At 53.3% G+C, this 21,954-nt stretch carries 19 protein-coding genes; 12 read left to right on the top strand and 7 right to left on the bottom strand.

Annotation, left to right across the window (positions count from 1 at the left end):
- Window positions 1–62 precede the first annotated feature (62 nt).
- Entirely contained in the window at window positions 63–1,109 is a 1,047-nt protein-coding gene (locus tag ACHZB8_RS07520; RefSeq protein WP_316859639.1) for a dipeptidase, read from the top strand.
- A 78-nt stretch (window positions 1,110–1,187) separates the two neighbouring features.
- Here ACHZB8_RS07520 and ACHZB8_RS07515 read toward each other — a convergent pair whose 3' ends face one another.
- Window positions 1,188–1,775, bottom strand: coding sequence for an NYN domain-containing protein (locus ACHZB8_RS07515; RefSeq protein ID WP_316859850.1), 588 nt, complete (start codon window positions 1,773–1,775; stop codon window positions 1,188–1,190).
- A 377-nt stretch (window positions 1,776–2,152) separates the two neighbouring features.
- Here ACHZB8_RS07515 and rpoZ point away from each other — a divergent pair, with 377 nt between their 5' ends.
- From rpoZ to parC, 9 genes are all read left to right on the top strand, one after another.
- Complete coding sequence (rpoZ, locus tag ACHZB8_RS07510) at window positions 2,153–2,557, top strand: DNA-directed RNA polymerase subunit omega (protein ID WP_316859638.1); 405 nt, start codon at window positions 2,153–2,155, stop codon at window positions 2,555–2,557.
- 270 nt (window positions 2,558–2,827) lie between these two features.
- Window positions 2,828–5,059, top strand: a complete 2,232-nt coding sequence (locus ACHZB8_RS07505) for a bifunctional (p)ppGpp synthetase/guanosine-3',5'-bis(diphosphate) 3'-pyrophosphohydrolase (protein WP_316859637.1) — start codon at window positions 2,828–2,830, stop codon at window positions 5,057–5,059.
- A 63-nt stretch (window positions 5,060–5,122) separates the two neighbouring features.
- Window positions 5,123–5,536: a holo-ACP synthase gene (acpS, locus tag ACHZB8_RS07500; RefSeq protein ID WP_316859636.1), complete on the top strand. Its 414-nt coding sequence runs from the start codon at window positions 5,123–5,125 to the stop codon at window positions 5,534–5,536.
- A gap of 249 nt (window positions 5,537–5,785) precedes the next feature.
- A complete protein-coding gene (gene lepB, locus ACHZB8_RS07495; protein WP_316859635.1) occupies window positions 5,786–6,568 on the top strand; it encodes a signal peptidase I in 783 nt (260 codons plus the stop codon).
- Between the two features lie 146 nt (window positions 6,569–6,714).
- Window positions 6,715–7,422, top strand: coding sequence for a ribonuclease III (gene rnc / locus ACHZB8_RS07490; RefSeq protein ID WP_316859634.1), 708 nt, complete (start codon window positions 6,715–6,717; stop codon window positions 7,420–7,422).
- A gap of 54 nt (window positions 7,423–7,476) precedes the next feature.
- Window positions 7,477–8,412, top strand: a complete 936-nt coding sequence (era, locus tag ACHZB8_RS07485) for a GTPase Era (protein WP_316859633.1) — start codon at window positions 7,477–7,479, stop codon at window positions 8,410–8,412.
- Window positions 8,413–8,612: 200 nt separating this feature from the next.
- Window positions 8,613–9,080: a peptidoglycan-binding domain-containing protein gene (locus ACHZB8_RS07480; RefSeq protein WP_316859632.1), complete on the top strand. Its 468-nt coding sequence runs from the start codon at window positions 8,613–8,615 to the stop codon at window positions 9,078–9,080.
- Window positions 9,081–9,529: 449 nt separating this feature from the next.
- Complete coding sequence (recO, locus tag ACHZB8_RS07475) at window positions 9,530–10,270, top strand: DNA repair protein RecO (RefSeq protein ID WP_316859631.1); 741 nt, start codon at window positions 9,530–9,532, stop codon at window positions 10,268–10,270.
- 57 nt (window positions 10,271–10,327) lie between these two features.
- On the top strand, window positions 10,328–12,568 hold the full coding sequence (gene parC / locus ACHZB8_RS07470; protein ID WP_316859630.1) for a DNA topoisomerase IV subunit A: 2,241 nt from the start codon (window positions 10,328–10,330) through the stop codon (window positions 12,566–12,568).
- 111 nt (window positions 12,569–12,679) lie between these two features.
- Here parC and ACHZB8_RS07465 read toward each other — a convergent pair whose 3' ends face one another.
- The 5 genes from ACHZB8_RS07465 to ACHZB8_RS07445 all read right to left on the bottom strand — a co-directional run bounded on the left by ACHZB8_RS07465 (window position 12,680) and on the right by ACHZB8_RS07445 (window position 18,753).
- Window positions 12,680–13,705, bottom strand: coding sequence for an endonuclease/exonuclease/phosphatase family protein (locus ACHZB8_RS07465; protein WP_316859629.1), 1,026 nt, complete (start codon window positions 13,703–13,705; stop codon window positions 12,680–12,682).
- A 104-nt stretch (window positions 13,706–13,809) separates the two neighbouring features.
- Complete coding sequence (locus ACHZB8_RS07460) at window positions 13,810–14,556, bottom strand: arginyltransferase (protein WP_316859628.1); 747 nt, start codon at window positions 14,554–14,556, stop codon at window positions 13,810–13,812.
- Window positions 14,557–14,641: 85 nt separating this feature from the next.
- Window positions 14,642–16,468: an SLC13 family permease gene (locus ACHZB8_RS07455; RefSeq protein WP_316859627.1), complete on the bottom strand. Its 1,827-nt coding sequence runs from the start codon at window positions 16,466–16,468 to the stop codon at window positions 14,642–14,644.
- A gap of 303 nt (window positions 16,469–16,771) precedes the next feature.
- Window positions 16,772–17,290 (bottom strand): RDD family protein, encoded by a 519-nt coding sequence (locus ACHZB8_RS07450; RefSeq protein WP_316859626.1) that lies wholly within the window; start codon window positions 17,288–17,290, stop codon window positions 16,772–16,774.
- A gap of 224 nt (window positions 17,291–17,514) precedes the next feature.
- Window positions 17,515–18,753 carry a threonine ammonia-lyase gene (locus tag ACHZB8_RS07445; RefSeq protein ID WP_316859625.1) on the bottom strand — a complete coding sequence of 413 codons (1,239 nt, stop codon included), beginning with the start codon at window positions 18,751–18,753 and terminating at the stop codon, window positions 17,515–17,517.
- Between the two features lie 228 nt (window positions 18,754–18,981).
- Between ACHZB8_RS07445 and ACHZB8_RS07440 the strand changes: the two genes are divergently transcribed.
- Window positions 18,982–19,524 (top strand): GNAT family N-acetyltransferase, encoded by a 543-nt coding sequence (locus ACHZB8_RS07440; protein ID WP_316859624.1) that lies wholly within the window; start codon window positions 18,982–18,984, stop codon window positions 19,522–19,524.
- 32 nt (window positions 19,525–19,556) lie between these two features.
- Here ACHZB8_RS07440 and hemB read toward each other — a convergent pair whose 3' ends face one another.
- Window positions 19,557–20,519: a porphobilinogen synthase gene (hemB, locus tag ACHZB8_RS07435; RefSeq protein WP_316859849.1), complete on the bottom strand. Its 963-nt coding sequence runs from the start codon at window positions 20,517–20,519 to the stop codon at window positions 19,557–19,559.
- A 344-nt stretch (window positions 20,520–20,863) separates the two neighbouring features.
- Here hemB and ACHZB8_RS07430 point away from each other — a divergent pair, with 344 nt between their 5' ends.
- Window positions 20,864–21,889: an enoyl-CoA hydratase/isomerase family protein gene (locus tag ACHZB8_RS07430; RefSeq protein ID WP_316859623.1), complete on the top strand. Its 1,026-nt coding sequence runs from the start codon at window positions 20,864–20,866 to the stop codon at window positions 21,887–21,889.
- Window positions 21,890–21,954: the final 65 nt, after the last annotated feature.

Genomic DNA, 21,954 nt, shown 5'->3' with positions numbered 1-21,954 from the left:
TTTGGTGAGACCTGAGTTTGACAGATAGACAGCACAACAGATAACAAGAAAGATGCTTTCCAATGACTGACACTTACTATCCTGTTTTTGACGGCCATAATGATACGCTCCTGCGTCTGGTCATGGCACAAAAGGAAGGCAATCCGATCTCCTTCATCGAGGGGTCGGACACGCTTCACATCGACCAGCCCAAGGCAAAGGAAGGCCGGTTCGCCGGTGGATTTTTCGCAAGCTTCGTCCCGCCGAAGACCAAACCGGGCGAAGTGCTCGATTTTCAGGCGAGGGTGCAACCTCTTGAACAGCCCTATGCCCTTGAAGTGACCATGTCCATGATGGCATGTGCCTTGCGGCTTGAACAACAAGATGGCTCCAACATAAAGATCTGCCTGTCTTCCGATGACGTTGATCTGGCTATGAAAGAGGGCAAGATCGCATTGCTGCTCCATATTGAGGGGGCAGAAGCGATTGACGGAGAGTTCGAGAGCCTCGATGTGCTGCACGCTGCCGGCTTGCGCTCGATTGGCCCCGTCTGGAGTCGTAGCAACATCTTCGGCCATGGCGTGCCCTTCAACTTTCCAGGCTCTCCAGACACCGGCCCGGGCCTGACCGATCTTGGCAAGGAACTGGTGCGACGCTGCAACGCGATGGGCATTCTCATTGATCTCTCACATCTCAATGAGAAAGGCTTCTGGGACATTCACGCAATTGGCGAAAAGCCCCTGATTGCCACCCATTCCAACGTTCATGCGCTTTGTCCGTCTCCCCGCAATCTGACCGACAAGCAGCTCGCCGCCATCGCCGAGACGAATGGATTGGTTGGCCTCAATTATTCGGTCGGGTTCTTGCGTGAAGATGGCGACAAGAGCAAAATCGACATGTCGCTTGATATCATGGTCGATCATCTGGCCTATCTGGTCGACAAACTGGGCGAGGACGGTGTCGGTCTCGGCTCGGATTTCGATGGCACCACCATTCCGCAAAAGATCGGCTCCTGTGCTGGCAACAAGGCACTGATTGATCAGATGCGTCAACGAGGTTTCGGCGAAACCCTGATCGAGAAAATCGCTTACAAGAACTGGCTGGCGCTTCTGAAAAGAAGCGGTCTCTGAGCGGGGAGGGCTCTCCTCGCATTTGTACAAAAAAAGCCCCGCACAATGGCGGGGCTTTTCAATAGGGATCAAGAAGGATCAGTCCTCGAATTCCTGATCTTCATAATCGTCCTGCACAGGCATGCGCTGAGGGCGTTCGCCCGGATCCCGACCGATCCGGTCTGCGATATGGGCAAGATCAATGAAATGATCTGCCTGACGCCGCAATTCATCGGCTATCATCGGCGGCTGGGTGGACATGGTTGAAACCACGCTCACTTTTCTGCCGCGCCGTTGAAGAGCTTCAACCAGTTTTCTGAAATCGCCATCTCCAGAAAAAATAACGAAGTGATCGACATGATCGACCAGTTCCATGGCATCGATCGTCAATTCGATATCCATGTTACCCTTTATTTTCCGGCGACCAGTTGAATCAGTAAATTCCTTGGTTGGTTTGGTCACAACATGGTAACCGTTATAATCCAGCCAGTCGATCAATGGTCGAATAGAGGAATATTCCTGATCTTCTGCCAGTGCAGTATAGTAATACGTCCGCAGGAGATAACCTTTTCCTCTGAATTCTCTCAGGAGCCGCTTATAGTCTATATCAAAACCAAGTGTCTTGGTCGTCGCGTACAGATTGGCCCCGTCTATAAATAGCGCTACTTTTTCTCTAGGATCAAACACGGAGTCACCCTTTTTATATGGTTTATCGTTGGATTTCATTTCTGGGTGAATGCTTTGTTTCATTCTTCTTACATCGAGCAAATAAATTCGACAAGTTGAATTATTCGCAGATCAAGTTTTCAAGAAATTCAAATTTGAAAATTGCAATCACATGAAATCAAATCGATTCTTAGTCTATACAGAATTCAGCGCAATAACCACAGAGAAAAACAGATACTAAACAAAAACACAAGCTTCTTTAGTTATAAATGCTACTTATTGCGTTGCGCTTTTGGTAAACAACGTCTTGAAAGTCACAATTTGCGCAAGTTGACCCTTGTCAAATAGGTCATTTCGCTTTATTGAAGTTGGAAATTCCCCCACATAGGAGATTATCTATGGCACGCGTGACTGTTGAGGACTGCGTTGATAAAGTTGAGAATCGCTTTGAGCTCGTGCTGCTGTCCGGTCATCGCGCACGTATGATTTCAAGTGGCTCATCGATTACGGTTGATCGTGACAACGACAAGAACCCCGTTGTTGCTCTTCGCGAGATCGCCGATGAAACGGTGTCCCCTGGCGATTTGAAAGAGGATCTCATTCATTCTCTTCAGAAATATGTCGAGGTTGATGAACCGGAAACGGATGAAGTCGCTCTCATCACTGCTGATGACGCAGCAACCACAGAATATGAAGATGTGGTCAACGAGCCGAAAAACGAAATGGTCTTTGACCAGATGTCTGAAGAAGAACTGCTGCGCGGGCTCGAAAGCCTTGTGCCACCGGATCGCAGCGACGATTGATCCGACTTGCAAGACCTGATTTCAAAGAAAAGGGCGGTTTTCAGACCGCCTTTTTCTTTGGCGCCATTGCTTTTTCGCCATTTTTCGGTTCCCTCGGTTAACCGGGCGGGAACTCCCTGTTTGTTACAATGCTGTCATGGCCTTATAGACCTTGCATCTTGAACGGGGCATCCCCTATTCTGATATTCGATATCAATTGCAGGTCTGGTTTTCAAAGCCGATTGTGTTCGGGTATTTCGGGCACAGACTAGACAAGGATTCACAATCGCCATGATGCGTCAGTATGAGCTCGTTGAAAGAGTTGTAAGCTACAATCCCAATGCTGACGAAGCACTGCTGAACAAAGCCTATGTCTATTCCATGCGCAAGCATGGTACCCAGAAACGCGCGTCCGGCGATCCCTATTTTGTGCACCCGCTGGAAGTGGCCGGCATCCTGACGGATCTGCGGCTCGATGATGGCACGATTGCCGCCGGTTTGTTGCATGACACGCTCGAGGACACAGATGCAACGCGGGCCGAGCTGGACCGATTGTTTGGCGAGGAAATCGGCAAGCTCGTGGAGGGACTGACCAAGATCAGTCAGCTCGATCTGGTTTCCCGCCGGACTAAGCAGGCGGAGAATTTGCGCAAACTCCTGCTGGCGATTTCCGACGATGTGCGGGTGTTGATCGTCAAGCTCGCCGATCGACTTCACAATATGCGCACATTGCATTTTGTGCCCGATCACAAGCGCCACCGCATTGCGCAGGAGACTATCGATATCTATGCGCCGCTCGCCGAACGCATGGGCATGCAGGATATCCGTGAAGAACTCGAAGGGCTTTCTTTCAAATATATCAATCCCGAAGCCTATGATGCGATTTCCGCGCGGCTTGATGAGGTGCGCCAGCGCAACAAGACCCTGATTTCCGAAATTGAAGGGGAGCTGGAGAAGACTTTCAGCGAAAGAGGGCTCACCGCTTCGGTCAGAGGACGGGAAAAGCGGGCCTATTCCATCTTCCGAAAAATGCAGCGTCAGAATATCGGCTTTGAGCAACTGTCGGACATCTATGGCTTTCGCGTTCTGGTGAATGATATCGAGGATTGCTATCACGCGCTCGGTATTGTTCATACGATCTGGCCTTGCGTGCCCGGTCGCTTCAAGGATTACATTTCGACACCCAAGCCCAACGACTATCAGTCGATCCATACCACTGTCATCGGTCCGGGTCGCCAGCGGGTGGAGTTGCAGATCCGCACATTCAAGATGCATCAGTTTGCGGAATATGGGGTTGCCGCCCATGCTCTTTACAAGGATGTTACCGGCAAGACCAAGGGTGGTCGGTCCTTGCGACGTCTGGCAAAGGATAGCAATGCCTATTCCTGGCTGCGGCAGACCGTCGAGCTTCTGTCTTCGGGTAACACGGCAGAAGAATTTCTCGAGCATACCAAGCTTGAACTGTTTCAGGATCAGGTTTTCTGTTTTACGCCGAAAGGCCGGGTGATTGCCTTGCCGCGCGGCGCAATTCCCATCGACTTTGCCTATGCCGTTCACACCGACATTGGCGATACCTGTGTCGGCTGCAAGATCAACGGTGCGGTCATGCCACTTGTTACCGAGCTGAATAACGGTGACGAGGTCGATATCATTTGCTCAAAGGCACAAACGCCGCCCGCTGCCTGGGAGAATCTTGCCGTGACAGGCAAGGCCCGTGCTGCAATCCGCAAGGCGACGCGCGCTGCGGTTCGTGCCCAGTATGCCGCGCTCGGAGAACAGATCCTGCAAAATGCCTTCAAACGGGCCGAGCAGGATTATTCGCCCGAGCAATTGAAAGTATCCCTGTCACGCCTTGGCTTCCAGACGCTTGATGATGCTCTGGCTGCCGTGGGGCGGGGTGAGTTGAAATCGCGCATGGTCATCGAGGCTGTCTTCCCGGACTATCAGGACCAGAGAGCGGCGCAAAGCGAAGGCGAACGCGGAGAGGGCTGGTTTGGCCTGAAACATGCTTCGGCCATGAAATTCCGCATTCCCGGCACCGGGCGCAGGAGAGCCGAGAAAAACAAACCCCATCCGTCCATTCCGATCAGGGGCTTTTCCGGCGATTTGCCCGTGACCTTCGCACCCGAAGGGGGAGCGGTTCCAGGCGACCGGATTGTCGGAATCCTGACGCCCGGCAAGGGTGTTACTATCTATCCCATTCATTCGCCGGCTCTCAGTCAGTTTGACGACAGCCCGGATCGTTGGCTCGATGTTCGCTGGGATATCGACGAGGAAAACACTGAGCGCTTTCCCGCTCGAATTGAAGTCAGTATTCTCAATGAGCCCGGCAGTCTCGCCCAGATTGCCAATGTCATTGCCGAGAATGATGGCAACATTGAAAATATTCGCATGCAGCAGCAGATGAACGACTTTCACGACATGACCATCGACCTGTCAGTGTGGAATCTGAACCATCTCAATCGCATCATCCAGCAAATTAGAAGCAAGAAAACGGTATCCAAGGCCTGGCGTGTAAACTGACAAGCCTCCACGGAGACAATCAGTTGGTTGCTGCCGCCCCGCGAGCCGTCTGGAAAGTTAAGAATGATTATCGGAACAGGAAACGACCTGATTGACATTCGTCGAATCGAGAAAACCCTCGAACGCTTTGGTGAACGCTTCATCAAACGGGTTTTCACCGAGAAGGAAACAGCTCGATCCGAGAGGAAGGCGCAGCGCGCCGCTTCCTACGCCAAGCGATTTGCGGCCAAGGAAGCCTGCTCCAAGGCGTTGGGCACGGGTCTTTCACACGGCGTTTTCTGGCACGATATGGGCGTGAGCAACCTTCCTACAGGAAAACCGACCATGGTCCTGACAGGTGGAGCGCTGGAGCGGCTCAACTCCATGATCCCGGAAGGTTTCGTCGCCCAGATAGACCTTACCATCACGGACGAATACCCGATCGCCCAAGCCTATGTCATCATCTCGGCTCGCCCCGAATCCTGGCCCGCACCCTGAGGTAAATCAGGAACAGAAGCCGCACCATCTCCACAAATTGGCACCTTTTCGGCTGTCCATGTTGGCTGTTTTCCGCTTCTCGTGAGCAAATCGGTTGATTTACTCTGCGTCATCACATCATTGCCATTTCTATGATCTAGGTAATTTGCGAAAGATATTGCAAGATTGCCTGCGATGGCCTATTCACACGGTCATGAAATTGCAGGCAGAAGGAAGCCCTTCCGCGTGGGCAAGGATATGGGAAAGAGAATGAGCGTGCAGGACGATAGTTTGAAAGAGAATGAGGGTGGTATCGGCGAGACCATCAAGGTGATTATACAGGCCCTATTGCTTGCGCTTGTCGTGCGCACATTGCTGTTTCAGCCCTTTTCGATTCCCTCCGGTTCGATGAAATCGACGCTGTTGATCGGCGACTATCTTTTCGTCTCCAAATATAGCTATGGCTACTCGAAATATTCCCTGCCTTTCGGGTTGCCGCTCTTTTCCGGTCGCGTCATGGCGAGCGAACCGACGCGCGGCGATATCGTTGTGTTCAAACTTCCCCGTGACCCGTCCGTTGATTACATCAAACGCGTGATCGGCTTGCCCGGCGACAAAATCCAGATGATAGATGGCCAGCTTTACATCAATGGGACTGCCGTTGAGCATGAACGGATTGATGATTTTGTCGACACCGACGAGAGAGGAAACAAGACGCGGGTGGAGCGCTATAAGGAAACTCTGCCCAATGGCGTCAGTTACACCACGCTCAACCTCACGGACAGCAATTACCTTGATAACACACCGGTTTATGAAGTGCCTGCCAATCACTATTTCATGATGGGTGACAACCGCGACAATTCATCGGACAGTCGCGTGCTGAGCAATGTCGGCTATGTGCCGTTTGAAAATCTTGTCGGCAAGGCACAAGTCATCTTCTTCTCTATCGGAGATGGCAAGGCTCCATGGGAAATCTGGTCCTGGCCAAGTTCGGCTCGTTGGGAGCGGTGGTTTACCAGTCTCAAGCCCGATATGTCGGGCGAGGATAAGTAGAAATAATTCATTTTTTCTCTATCTGACCGTAGAAACAAAGAAAATGCCACACAGGAAAATTCTGTGTGGCATTCTCTATTTCAGGCTTTTCTGTATAATGCATGGTCAAATTCTGTAAACACTGAAAAGGAGTCGAATCTATACCGATGAAAAAGAGAGATGTTGGTACATTACAGACGCATCTCGGCTACAGGTTTAAGGACGAAAGCCATCTGGAACGGGCTCTCAGCCATTCCAGCACGGTTGCTTCCCCGCGACTACAGGTTGATCAAACCTATCAGCGGCATGAATTCTTGGGGGACCGGGTCCTGGCTGTCTCTATAGCTGATATGCTGCTGAAAGCCTTTCCCAAGGCAGATGAAGGGGAACTGGCTAGACGTTTCAATGGCCTGGTGCGCAACGAGACTTGTGCTGAGGTGGCCAGAGAAATTGGCCTTGGACCCTATATCCGTCTCGGCGAGGGAGAAGCACAGGCCGGTGGTCGCAAGAAGGAAGCGATTCTGGGCGATGTCTGCGAAGCCGTGATTGGTGCGGTTTTCATGGATGGTGGTTTTGACCCGGCAAAGAGCCTTGTCGACAAATACTGGCAAAAGCGCATGCTGGAATGGACCGGCCCTTTGCGCGATGCCAAGACGACTTTGCAGGAATGGGTGCAGGGTAACAAGTTGCCCCCGCCAACCTATCGCCTTGTGGAGCGTACAGGCCCCGATCACGAACCTGAATTCACTTTGCGCGTCGAAGTGCCGACCCTTGAACCTTCCATGGGCAAGGGTCCATCAAAACGCATTGCCGAGCAGGAAGCTGCCCGCGCGATGCTTGTACGAGAAGGACAGTGGAGCGCGGACACCAAATAGGACGCGTTCCGATCACCTCAAGCGGGACATGAGATCCCCAAACCAAGGACACATATGTCAGAAACATCCTCTCAACAGCCCGGAGACGGGCCGGAACTTGACACTAAATGCGGTTATGTCGCCCTCATCGGAGCCCCGAACGCGGGTAAGTCGACCCTTGTGAACCAGATCGTCGGATCCAAGGTGTCCATTGTCACGCACAAGGTTCAGACAACCCGCTCACTCATTCGCGGCATCGCGCTCAAGGATCAAAAGCAGGTCATTTTCGTTGACACTCCGGGTATTTTTGCCCCCAAGCGTCGATTGGAAACCGCGATGGTCAACACCGCATGGGGCGGGGCAAAGGATGCCGATGCCATCGGCATGATCATTGATGCCCGAAAAGGATTGACCGAGCAGATTGAAGACATTCTAGACCGGCTCGAAGAGATCAAGTTGCCCAAGGTGCTGATTCTGAACAAGATCGACCTGGTAAAACGGGATAGCCTGCTGGATTTGGCACAAAAGCTCAATGACAGGATTGCCTTTGACCGAACCTTCATGGTGTCTGCGCTCAATGGCGATCATACCGACGATCTGCTTGACTATTTTGCCGAAAGGATGCCGACCGGGCCATGGCTTTACCCAGAAGACATGATCTCCGATCTGCCCATGCGACAGCTGGCTGCGGAAATCACGCGCGAGAAGGTCTTTTTGCGTCTGCATCAGGAGTTGCCATATGCCTCAACGGTCGAGACCGAGAAATGGGAGCAGAAGCCGGATGGCTCGGTTCGCATCGAACAGGTCATCTATGTCGAGCGAGACAATCAGAAGATGATTGTTCTTGGCAAGGGCGGTCAGTCCATCAAGGCCATTTCCATGGCGGCTCGGAAAGAGATTTCCGAGATTCTGGAGGCCAAGGTGCATCTCTTCCTGTTCGTCAAGGTCCGCGAGCGTTGGGTCGATGATCCCGAACGCTATCGCGAAATGGGCATCGATTTCCCGATCTGAGGTCGGGGGGTTGGCAGACAACGAGTACACCTGAACTGAGGAATGCGGCAACAAGGAGACTGTTGCCGCATCTTTTATTTCTGTAGCATTGCTGCGTGGGCAAAAAGACGACTGTGAGATGCGTGCGAGGAGTGGGCCTTCGCGGCACTCTGCCCGAAAATTGCAACTTGGGCGTCTAAATGTCTTTACGGGGGGGAAATATGCAACACATCAATACAACAGGTCTGTTTGGCAGGACACTTTGCGGTCTTGTGATGACGCTTTTGCTTCTGGTTCCTGCTGCAATGGCGCGGGACACGGAAAAATATGGCACGCCTCAGCTCGAAGCCGAATTCATGACCGAAGGCCTCGCCATCGAGATCCAGAGCCGTCTGACAGCCACCGGCTTTGATACCAAGGGCATCGATGGCAAGTTGGGTGGCAATAGCCGCAAGGCAATGACCCGGTGGCAGGAATGGTACAGCATGGAGCCAACCGGCTATTTCACTCTGTTCCAGGTCGATCTGCTGCGATATGAAAGCCATGAGGCCTATAAGACATTCCTGCAAAAGAATCCCGATGTTGCCGATATCACGCCGAGAATCGTCTTCATGGAACTTGATCAGCCAAAACCGGACTTCCCGCCGATGACCGCGTCTGACAAAAAGGCCTTTAGCGAGAATGACTGATTTCGGCGCGGGATGAGCGCTCGGACTGAGGAACCGTCAAGCTGCATCCGCAGACGCACGCGTTTATGTACGGCAACGCGAAAAGGGCAAAGCGCTGATGGCTGGCAAGAAAACGCAAGCCAGTGCTCTGCGGGTAGGACTGGGCGCCACAGAGGTTGCCAAGAGGACACGTCCTCCTCTTCGCTGGTTTGCGCAGCCCCGATGCCTCATGGGTTCTATCCCGCGCCATGAGGGTTGCCAGACGGACACCTCCTCCGTCTCGTCGAGAATGCAACATGTCGAGGATAGGTTTGGTGCCTCGGCAATTGCTGGATGGACACACACAGCTCCTCCATCCTGTCACGCAATGATGTTAGTCCTTAAATCCAATGGCTGCAATCACAGATTGCTTTCCCATATATCGATATTAGTCTCTTTCCTTTTGCCACAAATCAGCCCATCTTCGCCTCATGGAATGGAGTGATGAAGCGATAATCTTGGGCTCTCGGCGACATGGCGAAACGGCTGTTTTGCTGGAAGTAATGACACGCGCCCATGGCCGCGTCATGGGGCTGGTGCGTGGTGGACGTTCCAAGCGACAACAGCCGGTTCTCCAGCCGGGTAACCTGATCTTGCTCACCTGGCGCGCGAGGCTTGAAACCCATCTTGGGCAATTCTCGGTCGAACTCGTATCCTCACGAGCAGCCATGTTGATGGCCCGCCCGATCGGCACCTTCGGCATGCAGTTCATCGCGGAACTGACGCGGCTGTTGCCCGAGCGCGACCCGCATCCCTATATCTACCAAGCCCTTGAGGTCATCACTGATGCCTTCGAGGAGGGTGACGTTGCGGGTGAATTGATGGTCCGCTACGAGTTGGCGCTGCTGGCCGAATTGGGATTCGGGCTCGAATTGGATCGCTGCGCGGCAACGGGGGGGACGGAAGATCTCGTCTATGTCTCGCCAAAAACGGGCAGGGCTGTTTGCAGGCAGGCTGGCGCGCCCTATCACGACCGATTGCTGCCGCTTCCCGGTTTCCTGCGCGGCTCGGCAATGAGCAACCGCCTGAGCTTTGAAGAACTCAATGACGGGTTTTGCCTCAGCGCCCATTTTCTTGATCGCCACATCTATCAGCCTATGGGAATGGCCCCGCCAGACCTGCGCAAAAGCTTCATAGAGGCGGTTCGGCGCGACTTGACGTTGGATGAATAGCGCCTTTACCCATTCCGGACATTGCATGAATCGCTATTTTTCGCTAACCACATCGGCATGGGAAACGATATTGTAAAGTCGAGCGATTTTGAAAGCATCAACCTGCGCGAAGCGCTGGAAGAGCGCTATCTTGCCTATGCCTTGTCGACAATTACGCAGCGCGCCTTGCCTGATGTCCGTGATGGGTTGAAGCCGGTTCACCGGCGCATTCTTTATGCCATGCGTCAGCTCAAGATGGATCCAAGTGGCGGTTTCAAGAAATCTGCGCGCGTGGTCGGTGACGTCATCGGTAAATATCACCCGCATGGTGACAGCGCGGTCTATGATGCCATGGTCAGATTGGCGCAGGATTTCGCCTCGCGCTATCCGATGGTCGATGGTCAGGGCAACTTTGGCAACATCGATGGTGATAGCGCCGCTGCCATGCGTTACACCGAAGCGCGCATGACCGAGGTCGCCCGCCTGATGATGGAAGGGCTTGACGAGGACGCCGTCGATTTCCGCGAGACCTATGACAACGAGGACAAGGAACCCGTTGTCATGCCTGCCAATTTCCCCAATCTACTGGCCAACGGATCAAGCGGCATTGCCGTTGGCATGGCGACTTCCATACCGCCACACAATGTGGCCGAGCTGTGCGAAGCCTCATTGTATCTGATCAAGCATCCCAACTGTTCCGATGAAAAGCTGATCGAGCTGTTGCCCGGACCGGACTTGCCTACCGGTGGCATTCTGGTCGAGGATCAGGAGCATATTCTTGAAGCCTACAGAACCGGACGTGGCAGTTTTCGCGTGCGGGCAAAATGGCAACAGGAAAGTCTCGCTCGCGGCGCCTGGCAACTGGTCGTCACTGAAATTCCCTATCAGGTGCAGAAATCCAGACTTATCGAACGGATTGCCGATCTCATCCAGAACCGCAAATTGCCGTTGCTGGTTGATGTCCGCGATGAGTCCGCTGAAGATATTCGCATTGTTCTTGAGCCCAAGAGCCGGTCCGTTGATCCCGATCTGTTAATGGAAGCGCTGTTCAAGCTGACCGATCTGGAGAGCCGCATTTCGCTCAACATGAACGTGCTGACGGCGAGCGGTGTGCCTCAGGTCCTCAGCCTGCGTCAGGTGCTGCAACAATGGCTGGCGCATCGACGTGACGTCTTGCAGAGGCGCTCACGCTACCGTCTTGCCAAGATCGAACATCGCCTCGAAGTGCTCGATGGCTATTTGATTGCCTACCTCAATCTGGACGAAGTGATCCGCATCATCCGTTATGAGGATGAACCCAAAGCGGAATTGATGAAGACCTTCTCTCTGTCCGAAATTCAGGCAGAGGCAATTCTTAACATGCGCCTGCGCTCCTTACGCAAGCTCGAAGAAATCGAAATCCGTACCGAGCACGACAATCTGAGCAAGGAGAGGGATCAGCTTCTCGAAATGCTCGGAGCGGAAGACTTGCAATGGAAACGCATTTCCAAGGAAATTCGCGCAATCTATAAGCTCTTCGGACCAGACACCGAACTGGGGCGTCGTCGCACCGATTTCGGCGAGGCAACCGAACGCGATATCGAAGACATCAATATGGCCATGGTCGAGCGCGAACCGGTGACGCTGGTCCTTTCGGAAAAGGGCTGGATCCGCGCCATGAAGGGACATATCACGGATCTTTCCAGTCTCAATTTCAAGGACGGAGACAAGCTCAAGCTCGCTGTGCAGGCCGAAACAACCGACAAGTTGCTGATGATGGCAACCGATGGCCGTTTCTACACCTTGCAGGCCGACAAACTTCCCGGTGGCCGTGGCCATGGGGAGCCGATCCGGGTGATCATCGACATGGAGCCCGGCATAGATGTCGTCGATATGTTCGTGCATAAGCCCAAGCGCAAGCTGGTGCTTGCTTCAACTGACGGGCGCGGATTCATCACCCCTGAGGATGGACTTGTTGCCAACACCCGCAAGGGCAAGCAGGTGCTCAATGTCACCGTGCCCAACGAGGCCAAGATCTGCAAGGAAGCAGATGGCGACCAGATCGCGGTTATCGGTGAAAACAGGAAACTGATCGTCTACAAGACCGAGCAATTGCCGGAAATGGCGCGTGGGCGCGGCGTGATGCTTCAGCGCTACAAGGATGGCGGCATTTCAGACGCCAAGATCTTCAAGTCCGACGAAGGCCTGACCTGGACAGACAGTTCCGGTCGTTCTTATCAACGCTCCATGGACGATCTGGCCGAATGGACGGGTGAACGCGGGCAGGCGGGTCGACTGCCACCCAATGGGTTCCCCAGAAGCAACAAATTCAATAACTAGGCCTGTGCCTGAGGCCTTTGGGCCTGTTGATGTAGCTTTGGCTGATTGGCCCTCGTTCTCGTCTCTTGCGGCAAGGGATGCCCTTGCCCGGCTCAGCCCTGCTCGTCTTGTCTATGGCAAGGTGAGCCGGGTCATGATCGGCCAATGGTCGCCAACGGATGCCGAAACCCGTACCACCTTGCTCGCCTTGATGTCCTGACTGGTCAGGATATGATCAAGGCTGAGAAAGGCCGGCAGCTTTATCCCCTTGATGCGCGAGTTGGGGGAGGGAAAGGTCGGAACGAACTGATCCCGGCGTTCCATCCCGACATTGGCCGCAAAGCGATCCACCGCATAAGCCCAGCCGGTCGAATTGAAGTCGCCTGCAATGACCTGAAGCGGATAGCGCTCCCGCTCCTTGAGGATGATCTCTGCAAGTTTCTCAAATTGCAGTTTTTTCTCGGACAAGGGCAGGGGCCAACTGAGATGCAGGCTGTAGACACGCACAGGCTTTGCCCCTTTTGCCTTCATGGTTGCCGCCAGCATTTTGCCATGTAGCGGATTTTTCTGGCCTTCACTGTCAAGACGGTAGGACGTGATTTCAGAGAGCGGATATTTGGACAGAATGGCCAGTGAACAGGTGCGCCAGCTTTTGCATCGTGCCTGATAGGGATATTCTCGTTTCAGATCGGGCTGCCGCTTGAACCGGTTGGGTGCATACTCCTGCAAGGTGACAAGATCGGGCCCAACCTTGATGATGCTCGACGTCAGCCCTTTGGCGTCCCTTGTCGCCATATAGAGATTGAAGCTCATCAGTTTGATGGTTGTGTTGCCCGAGGGTCTGGCATTTGCTTCAGATGCAAAAAGGGTCTGGGTGCCGCGATGAAGAATTTCAGGGCCAATGAGACACATCGACCCGATGATGGACAAGACGAAAAGAGCCCGCCCGGCCCTCTTGTAGAATTGGCCGGAAAATCGCCAGACGAAGGAAGCGGCAAGAAAGGCCATCGCAGAGATGACAAGCACAAGCTGGAAGTGATTGATCAGGTCAAACAGCCGGACAAACCGTCCCAAAAGGCCAATTCCGGTGGCTCCAAACCAACCCAGTGCGGCCAGAAAGAATGCCAGTTCCACCAAGCCCATAAGCCGCTTTATCATCAATAATCCAACACTGTTCTTCAATTTGGCAAATGCATGCCACGCGGCTTTCGCAATGCCGCCGCTTGGCAATTCAGCGTGCGATAGAACACCAGAAATTGGAATTAATCAAGGCGAGTCCAGCCGCCGCCTGAAAGAATTTCTAGCGGTTTGAAGCGGGTCTTGTAAGACATTTTCGCCGATCCCTCGATCCAGTAGCCCAGATAAAGATGGGATAATCCCGAGGCAATGCCATCGCGCACATGATCGAGAATGATAAAGGTGCCCAGGCTGCGTCTGTCCAGGACGGGATCAAAAAAGCTGTAGACCATTGAGTTGGCATCATCGAGCCTGTCCGTGAGCGCCACACCAACCAGCTTTCCACGTGATGTGCCGGTGATGCCGGAATCCGCATCGCGCAGGCGATATTCGATGATGATCGTATCGATATGGGTTTCCTCGATCATCGCCTTGTAATCCCCCATGGTCATCGAAACCATGCCGCCATCTCTGTGCCTGTAACACAGATAGCGGTTGAAAAGATCATATTGTTCAGATGTAGCAACAGCTGGCTTGATGACGCGGATAATGTCGCGGTTCTTGTTGAGAATCTTCTTCTGGTTGCGAGAAAAATTGAAAAAGGGCAACAGAATTCGGACAGATCGACAGGCTTTGCAATCCTCACAGGCCGGGCGATAGGCAATTGTCTGGCTGCGACGAAAGCCACCCGCAGACAGCAGATTGTTCAAGTGATCCGCATCCTTGCCAACAAGATAGGTGAAGATCTTTCTTTCCTGCTTGTCGTCCAGATAGGGGCAGCTTTGCGGCGAGGTAAGATAGAATTGCGGATTGTCGATTGAGTGTTGTGTCATGAGGTCATGTATTTCCTTGCCCAGCCATAAAATCATGATTGGCAGGGCAAGAAAAGTAAGACAGAGGTCTATACAAGGGATCTAGTCAGATCCCGTAATACCACGGTGCGATGAAGGTGAAACTGAGCCATATGATAATCATCAGCGGTATGCCCGCGACCAGAAAATCTGCGAACCGATAGTGCCCCGGACCCATCACCAGCAAATTGGTCTGGTAGCCGATGGGCGTGGCGAATGAACAGTTTGCAGCCAGAATGACGCAAACGATAAAGGGTTCCACCGGCAAACCTGTCTGGTTGGCAATGGAAATCGCAATGGGAGAAAACAGCACCGCAGTGGCATTGTTGGAAAGGATATTTGTCAGGATTGCGATGAGCAGGAATAACCCCGAAAGAATGACCCAGCCCGGTTGCCCATCCATTGCATTGACGACGGAACGAGCCACGAAAGAAGCGCCGCCCGTTTTCTGCAAGGCAACGGCGCTCGCAAGCGATGCGCCGACCAGCATATAGATCCGGCTGTCAAGCGCTCGTACCGCTTGGCGAATGTTCAGACACTTTCCCACAATCATGAAAAAAGCACCACCAAGAGCCGCCGTGGCAATCGGCAACAGACCGGACGCCGCGGCAAAGGCTGTGGCCAGAAAGATCCAAATGGCACGGGGCGCATACCGTCTTTGCGGAACGTCGGTACTTGAAAGCTCGATCAATAACAGATCCCTGTTGATTCTGAGTGCTTCCACGTCATCCCGAGCCCCCCCAACGAGCAGAACGTCGCCTGCCTCAAGCCGAATGTCATTCAGCGCCATGCGTGGCATCCGTGACCTGCGCTGGATGCCGAGAACGATACAATTTGTCTTGGAGCGCAAGGACGATTGCTCAATGGTCTGACCGATCATGCGAGACGCTGGCGGGACGATGACCTCGGCAAGCGTGAAGTCTGTCATCGGTGTGCTTTCCGATGCGTCCGTCTCTTCGGCTGATCGTGTCACATTGTGACCACCCTTGAGCGCTGTCGTGAGGGCCTGTCTTGTCGCCGCGACAACTACAGTGTCGCCGGACTGCAACGTGATATTGTCAAAGGGCGGCAAATGAGGCGTGTCTCCCCGTTGCACAAGCCGAACCGTCATGTCCTTGAGGTCGGGAAACATCCCGGCAACGGCCTTTTTACCCACAAGAGAAGAGTCTTCGCCAAGCGGAATCTGGGCAATGAACTGCTTGCCCGTGGTCTGGCTCATCTGGTCGGCCATGCTTTTGCGGTTTTTCAGGATGCGCGGCATGATCAACAGCGCATAGATCGAACCGATGCCCGCGACCATCGCCCCGATGGCTGTGAAATCGAAGAAATGAAGATCCAGAACCCCGGCCTTGCGCGCCGTCTCGGCAACCAGAAGGTTGGTTGATGAACCGATGATCGTGGTCATGCCACCCAGAATCGAAATGAAGGACAGCGGCATCAGAACCTTGGATGAAGACAGCCGCAGATTGCTCGCCACAACAGTCATGATCGGCAGGAACATGACGACCACCGGCGTGTTATTGATGAAAGCGCTGATAATGGCCGCCGAAAGATAGACGCCGATAAAGGCAACATATTTGTATTTCTTTGCCATGCGCGTGATGAATTGGGCAGGAGAATCCAGAGCGTCGGTCTGAAACAAGCCTTGTCCAATGATCAGAAGAGCGAGAACCGACAACAAGGCAGGGTTGGCGAAGCCTGCAAGCAGATCGTCCAGCGTTACCAGACCAGCAGCTTCGCTCGAAGAAGGCAGGCCGACAAAGATCAGCATGAGGCTGAGCAATGATCCCAGTGCCGTTATCTCTATGGAAAAATATTCAAGACTATAAAAAACAATCGAGAAGAAAATTACGGCAAATGTCAGCCACATTTGCAGCTCAACGGTCAGATACATACAATTGTTATTCCTTGCCGCTCCTGATCGAAAAAAAACGGGGGTGGCACATAATGCGCATTTTGCATGCAGGTTAAGGGCATTCATAGTCAGAAGCTAGACTACATTACTTCAGCAAAGCAGAAAAATACCAATTTTGCAAAGAAGATATACGTAATGTCACATAGGAAGGCATTTTCTCGCGGGATATCTGCATGCACCTCGACTAAGGGACGACTCATAAAAAAATGCCCGCAAAGGCGGGCATCCATTGGCAGGGCCGAATTCGCAGGGCCGGGCACTATGCAGCGACCGCCCTGTCAGCTAGTAACGGGACTGACCTTCAAGCGACATGAGCGCGTCGCGATCCATGACCACGGTTCCCAGAAGCATGTCGTGCAGTAGCTGTTTGCGGCTGGTGAATAGCCCGACCAGAAGAATGAAGGGCGTCAGAATGACATTGCCAAACCAGAATAACAGCGAATGCATCACCGCCAGAATGCCGTAAGGTCTGGCACCGTACCAGAGACGCATTTCCAGGCCCATGAACCTCATTCCCGGTGTTGCCGCATTGTATCCCCCCAAGGTAACCGCCGTGTAGGACAGGGTTACGAGCGGGAACAGAGCGGCATAAAGCAACCAACCCAGACCGAACGTGATCGCACCGAGAATCGCAATGACAATCGACACGAGAATCATGAGACAGAAAATCAGCACGGCATCGAACAGAAACGCCAGAATCCGTCGGGACAGGACACCGTCAAACAGGGCCGGGTGAAGCCTCGGGTCAAAGACATTCTCGCGTTCACTTGAGCCGTGATATGTCGCTTTGCTATCGATCATTGCTGACGGTTTTCCTTTCGGTCTGAGCGTTAAGAGGCGCATCGGTTTGTCGCAAGCATCTGCGCCCTTGACTCTGAGGTGATAGCAGAGAAGGAGAATGTCAAGGCGTCCGCTACAAATCAATGAACGCGCTGTTTAAAGGATGACAGGACTGTCTGTGCCGTTCCCCTGATTCGACATCGGGAAAACGCCTTCAAAACCGATCGGATTCGCGTGGGCCAAAATTAGGAAGCACTGTTAAGATGCTCAACCTTATGACCATTTGCTTCGATGGCGGTAATGATTTCCTGCGCGTGGCCAGCGTCTCTGGTCTCTATGGTGATATCGATAGAGGCACCCTTGACCGGAACATTGAGGAAGGTCCGATGATGGTCGACTTCCAGAATATTTCCGCCCAGATCGCCAATTATCGTTGAGAGTTCGCCCAGAATGCCGGGACGGTCCGGAATGATGATCCGCAGGCCGACAATCTGTTGCTTGCGACCGAGCTGTCGGACGATGATGGAGGACAGAAGTCGCGGGTCAATATTGCCACCGCAAAGGACAAGCCCGACCTTTTTGCCTGCAAAGCGGTCGCGCTCGGCGATCATCGCGGCAAGGCCAGCTGCGCCTGCACCTTCAGCCATGGTCTTGAGGTGGGTGGCATAGGCATTGATCGCCTGCTCGATCTGATGTTCGGTGACAAGAACAATATCGGAAACCAGGTCCTTGACGATTGCACTGGTCAGTTTGCCCGCGCGCTTTACCGCAATTCCCTCGGCCAGAGACGCCCCGCCACAGGCGAGCTCCTTGCCGTAAAAGACGTTATACATGGTGGGGTAAAGCTCGGTCTCTACGCCAATGATTTCAATGTCTGGCTTGATGGCTTTGGCCGCAATCGAGATGCCGGAAATCAGCCCTCCGCCGCCAATCGGTACGACCAGGCAATCTAGGTCTGGCACGTCTTCGAGCATTTCAAGCGCAATGGTTCCCTGTCCGGAAAGGATGTAGGGATCATCATAAGGGTGCACAAAGGTCAGCCCCTGTTCCTCTGCGAGTTTTTCGGCCGCGTCTCCCGCTTCTGCAACCGTCTCTCCTTCGAGAATGACCTTGGCACCAAAGCCCTTGGTTGCGGCCACTTTGACGAAGGGTGTGAACTGCGGCATCACGATGATCGAAGGGATGCCGAGCCGCGTGGCATGCAGTGCCACCGCCTGCGCATGGTTGCCCGCCGACATCGCGATCACGCCGCGCGCCCGTTCCTCATCGCTCAAGGATAGCAGCTTGTTGAGGGCACCCCGTTCCTTGAAGGCATTGGTCACCTGCATATTGTCATATTTGACGTAGATACTGGCACCAAGAATGTCAGAAAGCTGCGTCGCAGGAAGCGTAGGAGTGCGCAAAACAGACCCGGAAATCTTTCCGGCTGCGTCCTTTATATCGGACAGTAAGGGGCGAAAGGGAGCAACAGAGGGAGCGGACATCGCTTTGCCTTCTTCAAAAATGCGTATCGAGGGACAATGCCCCAACTCGGTTAAAAGTTCAAACCCAATTAATGGCATATCAGAAAATGCCATTCCCTATGTCGATGGCAGACTGCGAGGCCGATAAATGTGGTTGATGGCAAATCAAAGCACTTCTCACGGTTGGTAGGCTAGTCTAGGCTGATGGCTATTGCCAAGGATCAAGCTGTGGAGCGTTTGAGAACCGTCATGACTGAGATCATTTATGGACATTTGACAGGAAGGGCGCTCAACGCCGCTCTGGGCGATCTGGCCGACATTCTTTTTTCCTGTGTGAAAAATGGCGCGAGTGTCAGTTTTATCCAGCCTTTTTGTCTGGAGGACGCGAAGCAGTTTTGGCAAAATGCGGTTTTCCCCGAGGTTCGAGAGGGTAAAACGCTGCTATTCTTTGCAAAGGCCCATGACCGGATCGTCGGTACGGTTCAGCTTCAGACGGATCTCCCACCCAATCAGGCCCACCGATGCGAGGTGGCGAAGCTTCTGGTTCACCCCGAATTTCGAAAGCGTGGCATCGCCACGACCTTGATGGAAATGCTCGAAGAGGCCGCCAGCGAGATGGGGAAAAGCCTGATCACGCTCGATACGCGCTCCGGCGATCAGGCTGAACCGCTGTATATTCTGCTCAATTACAAAATTGCCGGGCAAATACCGAATTTTGCCCGGGCAACAGATAGTGAACGGCTTGATTCAACGACATATATGTACAAGATCCTCAATCCCGTTCCCGCTTGAGGGCCGCGCGAAATACATCCTGTAATTTCGAACTATTTCGCGAGCGCTTCAGCGATTTTGGGTGCGAAATAGGTCAGGATTCCGTCCGCACCAGCACGTTTGAAGGCAAGCAGGCTCTCCCACATGACGCGATCCATATCGAGCCAGCCATTCTGTCCGGCAGCACAAAGCATCGCATATTCACCCGACACCTGATAGGCAAAGGTCGGCATCGAGAAGGTGTCTTTCACGCGATAGAGAATATCGAGATAAGGCATGCCCGGCTTGACCATCAGCATGTCCGCACCTTCACGAATATCAAGCTCTGCTTCGATGATTGCCTCATCGCTATTGGCCGGGTCCATCTGGTAGGTCTTCTTGTCGCCCTGAAGGGTCGCGTTGGCCCCGACGGCTTCCCGGAACGGACCATAGAAGGCAGATGCATATTTTGCCGTATAGGCCATGATCTGGGTTTGATCGAAGCAATTGGCATCGAGCGCTTGTCGAATGGCACCAATCCGGCCATCCATCATGTCGGACGGGCCTATAATGTCTGACCCTGCCTCGGCCTGTACAAGGGCCTGACGGGTCAACTGCTCTACAGTGATGTCATTGATGATTTCGCCATCCCTCAGCAATCCGTCATGACCGTGGCTTGTATAAGGGTCAAGGGCAACATCGGTCATCAGGCCGATTTCAGGAACTTCCCGCTTGATTGCTCTCAGAGCCCGGCAGATGAGATTGTTTTCATTCAGCGCTTCTGTACCATCCTCATCACGCAAGGCCGGATCGGTATAGGGGAACAACGCCAAAACCGGAATACCTAGCTTGGCTGCCATTTCGGCAGCCCGAACCGCATTGTCGATGCTCAGTCGATCAACACCGGGCATCGAGCCAATCGCTTCTTTCTTGTTCTCGCCATCGAGAACGAAAATCGGCCAGATGAGATCATTGACCGTGAGGGCATTTTCCCGCACCAGACGCCGGGACCAATCCGAGCGGCGATTGCGCCGCATGCGGCGTCCGCCAGTGATCTCCGCAATGTCAATATGGGAGGAGGGGAGCGATTCAACCTTGGTTGGTGCTGAACGTGACATGAGAGGTGTTGGTCCTTGTCGATAAGTCATTGACGCAAAGGTCAGATGGGCATCTGATGAAGAGGCGTGCCAGAGAATGGAAAGTTGGCTCATGCTAACCAAATTTGCGCCCGGACAAAACTGACCAATTGGTAATGAAGTGGATTAGTCGATTTTTTGTCTGCTCGTCGTTCGCGCTGAGAATAAATGCGCCTCAGCGCTTGCCCGCCAAATCAACACGGGCTATCACATCGAAAAAGCAATGCGCGCAGGGAAACTGGCAAGTGAACGATATCCTATTTGAAAAACGCGGCTCGATCGGTCTGGTTACATTGAACCGGGTGAAGCCTCTCAATGCCTTGACACACGAAATGATCAAGGCGCTTGCCGATCAACTGGACGCATGGAAAACGGATCCGGATGTTGCCGCCGTGGTTCTCACGTCAGCCAGTGAGCGGGCCTTTTCGGCCGGTGCGGATATTCGCGCAATCTATCAGAGCCGAATGAATCCGCCGCTTGACTTCTTCCGGGACGAATATCGCATGAACTGCGAGATCTTCAGCTATCCCAAACCCTATGTTTCTCTTGCCGAGGGAATTCTCATGGGGGGCGGTGTCGGGATTTCGGTGCACGGGTCTCATGTAGCGGCGGGTGAAGCGGTCAAATTTGCCATGCCTGAAACCGGCATTGGTCTTTTCCCCGATATTGGTGGCTCCTATTTCCTCTCAAGAATGCCCGGTTTCCTCGGTACCTATTGCGCCCTCACTGGGGCAAGGTTGAATCAAAGGGATTGCTTTGCCGCAGGGCTTGTTACACACACCATGAAATCGAAGCATTTCTCTGAAATTGTCGAGAAGTTGGCCGAAGGCGCCGAGCCTACCACGCTTCTGAACGCCTATGTCGAAGATGCGATTGCACCCAGTCTTGACGCCGAAAAACGGGATATGATCGAGGAGGTTTTCTCCGCAAACTCGGTCCTTGAGGTCATGGACAGGCTAGAACGCCATAACAGTGACTTTGCTGCCGAGACCCTGGCGCTGTTGCGCTCGCGCTCGCCTTTGTCGGTTCATATTGCATTTGAGCAGGTGATCCGGGGAATCGACATGGGCTTTAACGACTGCATGGCAATGGAGTTCCGCATCGTCGAGCGCGTGATCCGGGGTGATGAATTCTACGAAGGGGTGAGGGCGACCATCATCGACAAGGATGGCGCACCCCGTTGGCAGCCTTCCGAGTTTGATCAAGTGACGCCAGACCTGCTGCAATCCTTTTTCAGCCCGCTCGAAAATGTGCCCGAATTGTTCGATTGATTGGCTGGAAAGGCGAAATGCCTTCCGGACTTGAGATCAAATAGCGACCAGCATCTGCATGGTGA

Origin of the sequence: uncultured Cohaesibacter sp. (genome assembly GCF_963556055.3) — a bacterium.
Classification (GTDB): Bacteria; Pseudomonadota; Alphaproteobacteria; order Rhizobiales; family Cohaesibacteraceae; genus Cohaesibacter.
The sequence above is the reverse complement of the archived record's forward strand: the minus strand, read 5'-3'. Positions and strand labels throughout refer to the sequence as shown.

Bases quoted from the DNA above. Each gene is read 5' to 3' on its own strand.
- rpoZ (WP_316859638.1), top strand. From the start codon at position 2,153: ATGGCACGCGTGACTGTTGAGGACTGCGTTGATAAAGTTGAGAATCGC.
- acpS (WP_316859636.1), top strand. From the start codon at position 5,123: ATGATTATCGGAACAGGAAACGACCTGATTGACATTCGTCGAATCGAG.
- ACHZB8_RS07505 (WP_316859637.1), top strand. From the start codon at position 2,828: ATGATGCGTCAGTATGAGCTCGTTGAAAGAGTTGTAAGCTACAATCCC.
- ACHZB8_RS07445 (WP_316859625.1), bottom strand. From the start codon at position 18,753: ATGTCCGCTCCCTCTGTTGCTCCCTTTCGCCCCTTACTGTCCGATATA.
- recO (WP_316859631.1), top strand. From the start codon at position 9,530: ATGGAATGGAGTGATGAAGCGATAATCTTGGGCTCTCGGCGACATGGC.
- parC (WP_316859630.1), top strand. From the start codon at position 10,328: ATGGGAAACGATATTGTAAAGTCGAGCGATTTTGAAAGCATCAACCTG.
- rnc (WP_316859634.1), top strand. From the start codon at position 6,715: ATGAAAAAGAGAGATGTTGGTACATTACAGACGCATCTCGGCTACAGG.
- ACHZB8_RS07455 (WP_316859627.1), bottom strand. From the start codon at position 16,468: ATGTATCTGACCGTTGAGCTGCAAATGTGGCTGACATTTGCCGTAATT.
- hemB (WP_316859849.1), bottom strand. From the start codon at position 20,519: ATGCGGCGCAATCGCCGCTCGGATTGGTCCCGGCGTCTGGTGCGGGAA.
- lepB (WP_316859635.1), top strand. From the start codon at position 5,786: ATGAGCGTGCAGGACGATAGTTTGAAAGAGAATGAGGGTGGTATCGGC.
- era (WP_316859633.1), top strand. From the start codon at position 7,477: ATGTCAGAAACATCCTCTCAACAGCCCGGAGACGGGCCGGAACTTGAC.
- ACHZB8_RS07460 (WP_316859628.1), bottom strand. From the start codon at position 14,556: ATGACACAACACTCAATCGACAATCCGCAATTCTATCTTACCTCGCCG.
- ACHZB8_RS07520 (WP_316859639.1), top strand. From the start codon at position 63: ATGACTGACACTTACTATCCTGTTTTTGACGGCCATAATGATACGCTC.
- ACHZB8_RS07465 (WP_316859629.1), bottom strand. From the start codon at position 13,705: ATGATAAAGCGGCTTATGGGCTTGGTGGAACTGGCATTCTTTCTGGCC.
- ACHZB8_RS07440 (WP_316859624.1), top strand. From the start codon at position 18,982: ATGACTGAGATCATTTATGGACATTTGACAGGAAGGGCGCTCAACGCC.
- ACHZB8_RS07480 (WP_316859632.1), top strand. From the start codon at position 8,613: ATGCAACACATCAATACAACAGGTCTGTTTGGCAGGACACTTTGCGGT.
- ACHZB8_RS07450 (WP_316859626.1), bottom strand. From the start codon at position 17,290: ATGATCGATAGCAAAGCGACATATCACGGCTCAAGTGAACGCGAGAAT.